Source organism: Duganella sp. (assembly GCF_039595735.1).
Lineage (GTDB): Bacteria > Pseudomonadota > Gammaproteobacteria > Burkholderiales > Burkholderiaceae_D > Rugamonas.
On the sequence record NZ_JBCNLB010000043.1, the window covers coordinates 1 to 4909 of the forward strand.

Consider the following 4909-nt stretch of genomic DNA (forward strand, 5'->3'; position numbering starts at 1 on the left):
CGCTGCTCAAGGCCTATGACACCATCATCATCGACGAGGCCCACGAGCGCAGCCTGAACATCGACTTCCTGCTCGGCTACCTGAAACAGCTGCTGCCGCGCCGTCCGGACCTGAAGATCATCATCACCTCCGCCACCATCGACGCCGACCGCTTCGCGCGCCATTTCGGCACGCCGGAGAAGCCGGCGCCGGTGATCGAAGTCTCCGGCCGCCTGTACAAAGTGGAAGTGCGCTATCGCCCGATCGAAAGCGACGTGGTGAATCCGGCCGTGGCCAACGCCGAAGGCAAGGGCACGCGCAGTGCCGCCGCCCGCGAAAAGCGCGACCTGATGGACGCGGTGGTCGATGCGGTTGACGAAGTGGCGCGCATCGGCTCCGGTGACATCCTGGTGTTCCTGCCCGGCGAGCGTGAAATCCGCGACGCCGCAGAAGCCTTGCGCAAGCACCACCCGCCGCACGTGGAAATCCTGCCGCTGTTTGCCCGCCTGTCGGCCGAGGAGCAGGAGCGCGTGTTCAAACCGACCAACGCGCGCCGCATCGTCCTGTCCACCAACGTGGCGGAGACCTCGCTGACCGTGCCAGGCATCCGCTACGTGGTGGACGCCGGCCTGGCGCGCGTGAAACGCTACAGCTACCGCAACAAGGTGGAGCAACTGCAGATCGAGCCGATCGCGCAATCGGCCGCCAACCAGCGCGCCGGCCGTTGCGGCCGGGTGGCCGACGGCGTGTGCATCCGCCTGTACGACGAGCAGGATTTCCTGCAGCGGCCTAAATTTACCGAACCGGAGATCCTGCGTTCCTCGCTGGCCGCCGTCATCCTGCGCATGAAGACCCTGCATCTGGCCGATGTGGAGAGCTTCCCCTTCATCGAGCCGCCGCTGGCGCGCGCGATCGCCGACGGCTATCAGCTGCTGCAGGAACTGGGCGCGGTTGATGAATACAACCAGATTACCCCGCTGGGCAAGAAGCTGGCCAAGCTGCCGCTGGACCCGCGCGTCGGCCGCATGATCCTGGCGGCGCTGGACAACGTTTGCCTGAACGAAGTGCTGATCATTGCGTCGGCCCTGTCGGTGCAGGACCCGCGCGACCGTCCGCTCGAACATCAGCAAGCCGCCGACGAGGCGCACAAGAAGTTCGCCGACGAGAAGTCCGAGTTCCTCAGCTATATCAAGCTCTGGAAGTGGTTCGAGAACGCGATCGAGCACAAGAAAACCAATCGCCAGCTGCAGGACAACTGCCGCAGCAACTTCCTGTCGCAACTGCGCCTGCGCGAATGGCGCGACGTCCATTCGCAACTGCTCACCATTGTGAAAGAGCAGGGCTGGCGCCTGAACGAAACGCCGGCCACCTACGAGAACCTGCATCTGGCGCTGCTGACCGGCCTGCTGGGCAACATCGGCTTCAAGATGGAGGACGATCCGGGCTTCCTCGGCGCGCGCGGCATCAAGTTCCATATCTGGCCGGGTTCCTCGCTGTCCAAGAAGCCGGGCAAGTGGATCATGGCGGCGGAGCTGGTGGACACCACGCGCCTGTACGCGCGCTGCATCGCCCAGATCCAGCCGGAATGGCTGGAGAAGGTCGGCGGCCACCTGCTGAAGAAATCGTGGGGCGAGCCGCGCTGGGAAAAACGCTCGGCCCAGGTCACCGCCTCCGAGCGCGCCACCTTGTACGGGCTGGTGGTGTACAGCCAGCGCCGCATCAACTACGGCTTGTTCAATCCGGCCGAGGCGCGCGAGATCTTTATCCGCGAGGCGCTGGTGGGCGGCGACTACGATACCCGCGCGCCATTCTTCGCGCACAACCACAAGCTGATTAAGGAGATCGAGAACCTTGAACACAAGTCGCGCCGCCAGGACGTGCTGGTGGACGATGAGCTGATCGCCGCCTTCTACGACAAGCTGATTCCGGCCGAGGTGGTGAACGGCGCCGGCTTCGAGAAATGGCACAAGGACGTCACGGCCAAGGAACCGAAGCTGCTGTTCCTGAACCGCGATGAGCTGATGCGCCACGAAGCGGCCGGCGTCACCACCGACCTGTTCCCGAAGAAGATGAACGTGTCCGGCCTGGAGCTGGCGCTGACCTATCACTTCGAGCCGGGCAGCGTGCGCGATGGCGTGACGCTGGCGGTGCCGCTGTATGCGCTGAACCAGCTGTCGCGCGAACGTTGCGAATGGCTGGTGCCCGGCATGCTGAAAGAGAAGGTGCACCTGCTGCTGAAATCCCTGCCGCAGAAGCTGCGCCGCCACTGCGTGCCGCTGCCGGAGTATGCGGCCAGGTTCTGCGAGCGCGTGGAAGAGCAGCATGCCTTTGGCCGCGGCGAGCTGATTGACGCCATCATTGCCGACATCCGCGCCCAGATCACGGTCACGCCGCTGACCACCGACTTCAAGCCGGAGACGCTGCCTGCGCACCACTTCATGAATTTCAAGGTGATCGACGAGCATGGCCGTCAGCTGGACATGGGCCGCAACCTGGCCACCCTGCAAGCGGAATATGGCTCGCAGGCGCGCGAGAGCTTCCAGAAAATGGCCGAAGCCTCCGGGCCGCAGTCGACCGTTGCCGCCCGCGCGGTGATCCCGGCAAAAGCCGTCGCACCGGCGAAAGCCGGTGCCCATACGCAGCCGGCGGTCGCGCAGGCCAACGCGCCAGCCAATAACATCACGCTAACCAACCTGACCTCCTGGACCTTCGGCGAGCTACCGGAACTGCTGGAAATCGCCCAGGGCAAGCTGACGCTGATCGGCTTCCCGGCGCTGGTGGACAAAGGCACGCACTGCGACCTGGAAGTGTTTGACGATCCGACGGTGGCCGCCCGCACCCACCGTGTCGGCCTGCGCCGCCTGTTTGCCCTGCAGATGAAGGACCAGATCAAATTCATCGAAAAGAGCATCCCCAACCTGCAGCAGATGGGCATGCAATTCATGAGCATGGGCACGCAGGAAGAACTGCGCGAGCAGATCATCAACAAGGCGCTGGACATCGCCTGCCTGCAGGACCCGCTGCCGATCGACGCCGCCAGCTTCGCCAGGCGTAAGGACGAGGGCAAGTCGCGTCTGGTGCTGCTGGTGAACGAGATCGCGCGTCTGCTGTCGCAAGTGCTGACCGAATTCCACGGCCTGCCGAAACGCCTGCAAGGCTTGCCGCAACCAGCCGCGCAAGACATGCAGCAGCAGCTGCAAGGCCTGGTGCACAAGCGCTTCCTGCAGGAGAACGAGTACAGCCAGCTGGCGCATTTCCCGCGCTACCTGAAAGCGATGAACGTGCGGATCGAAAAACTGCGCGGCGATCCGGCGCGCGACGCCAAGCTGATGGCCGAGTGGCAGCAGGCCGCCGCACCGTATCTGCGCGCCAGCCGTGACAAATCGGCCGGCAAAAACACCGATCCGAAATTGGTGGGATTCCGCTGGATGCTGGAGGAGTTGCGCGTGTCGCTGTTCGCGCAGGAGCTGCGCACGCCGATGCCGGTGTCAGTCAAGCGCTTGCAAAAAGTGTGGGAGTCGATGCTACGCTAAGCGGCCTGCCGCACGCAGCAGGCGGCAGCTATGCGCTAGACTGAGGGGCAACAGGAGGACGTTGCGATGACAGTCAACACCGGCAAGCTGCTGCGAAGCCTGATCCGCGCCGGCACGCGCACAGCAAAACTCATCGCCGCCGCCACCACCCCGCCACAACCCAAGCGCAAGCGCGCCGCCGCCAAGCCGCGCGCCCAACCATCCGCGCGTCCCGCCAAGCCGCCCGCCGCGCCGCGCGCCGCATCGTCGGCCATCGCGCCGGGCAAATGGCTCTCTTCCCACGTCCCCACCGCGACGGGACGGCGCATGCGCTACTGGCTCTACCTGCCTGACGGCTTTGCCCAGCCTGAAGGCCTGATCGTCATGCTGCATGGCTGCCAGCAAACCGCCACCCAATTCGCCCAAGGCACCGGCATGAACCTGCGCGCGGACAAAGCCGGCTACGCAGTCCTCTATCCCCAGCAACTCACCAGCCATCAGGCGCAACGCTGCTGGAAGTGGTATGACCGCGCCACCCAGGCCGGCGGCGGCGACGTCCCCACCATCATCAGCATGATTCACAAAGTGCTGAGCGACTACCCGATCAACCGTCGCCGCATCTATGTCGCCGGCATCTCCGCCGGCGCCGGCATGGCCAATATCCTGGCCCTCAACCACCCGGCACTGTTTGCCGCAATGGGTCTGCATTCCGGCCCCGTCTTTGGCGCCGCGCAGAACACGCTGACCGGCATCGGCATCATGCACCACGGTGCCGGCCTGCGCGCCGACACCGCCGCCCACGACATCCTGCAGCGGCAGCCGCAATTCCCCGGCATGCCCGCCATCCTGATCCAGGGGGAAGCCGACACTGTGGTCCGCCCTGTCAACCAGGCCCAGTTGATGCGGCAAAGCTTGCTGCTCAACCGCCTCGCCGGCCCGGCCAAGCTTACGCATAACGCGCGCAGCCGCCTGCACGACTTCTACGTCGGCCGAAAACTCATGCTGCGCGTCGTGCAGATCGACGACCTGGAACACGCATGGTCCGGCGGCGATGCCACGCTGCCGTTCAACGCCAAAGCCGGACCGAACGCCAGCAAGCTGATGCTGGAGTTTTTTGTCCGCCACCAGCGCGCCCCATAGTCGGCGCCGCGGGCCGGAGGACATAGGTGGGGTATTTTTTAAATCGGCGTTTTTACTAAAATTGCCTATTCCGTACTACCCGCTACTAATCACTGATATTTCACTCTAGGGCGGAAATAAACGGAACTAAAAGCGCGCGTGGCCCCTCTAATGGGCACCTCGAATAACTGGAGATCCCGGAGGTGGCGCTGAAAAATAGCGACATGGGCAGCGGATCGGCTGCTGATCACCCCAGGCTCCAGGTCCTTTGAGGCGCTTTGTGTGCAGATTCCGGTGGT

At 64.2% G+C, this 4909-nt stretch carries 2 protein-coding genes; both read left to right on the top strand.

What is annotated here, in order from left to right; genetic code table 11:
* On the top strand, window positions 1–3512 hold a 3512-nt coding region (hrpA, locus tag ABDW57_RS28080; RefSeq protein WP_343733435.1), incomplete at its 5' end, for an ATP-dependent RNA helicase HrpA.
* A 66-nt stretch (window positions 3513–3578) separates the two neighbouring features.
* On the top strand, window positions 3579–4631 hold the full coding sequence (locus ABDW57_RS28085; RefSeq protein ID WP_343733436.1) for a PHB depolymerase family esterase: 1053 nt from the start codon (window positions 3579–3581) through the stop codon (window positions 4629–4631).
* Window positions 4632–4909: the final 278 nt, after the last annotated feature.

What these genes read in the sequence shown, in the direction of transcription:
- ABDW57_RS28085 (WP_343733436.1), top strand. Translation starts at nt 3,579, where the DNA reads ATGACAGTCAACACCGGCAAGCTGCTGCGAAGCCTGATCCGCGCCGGC.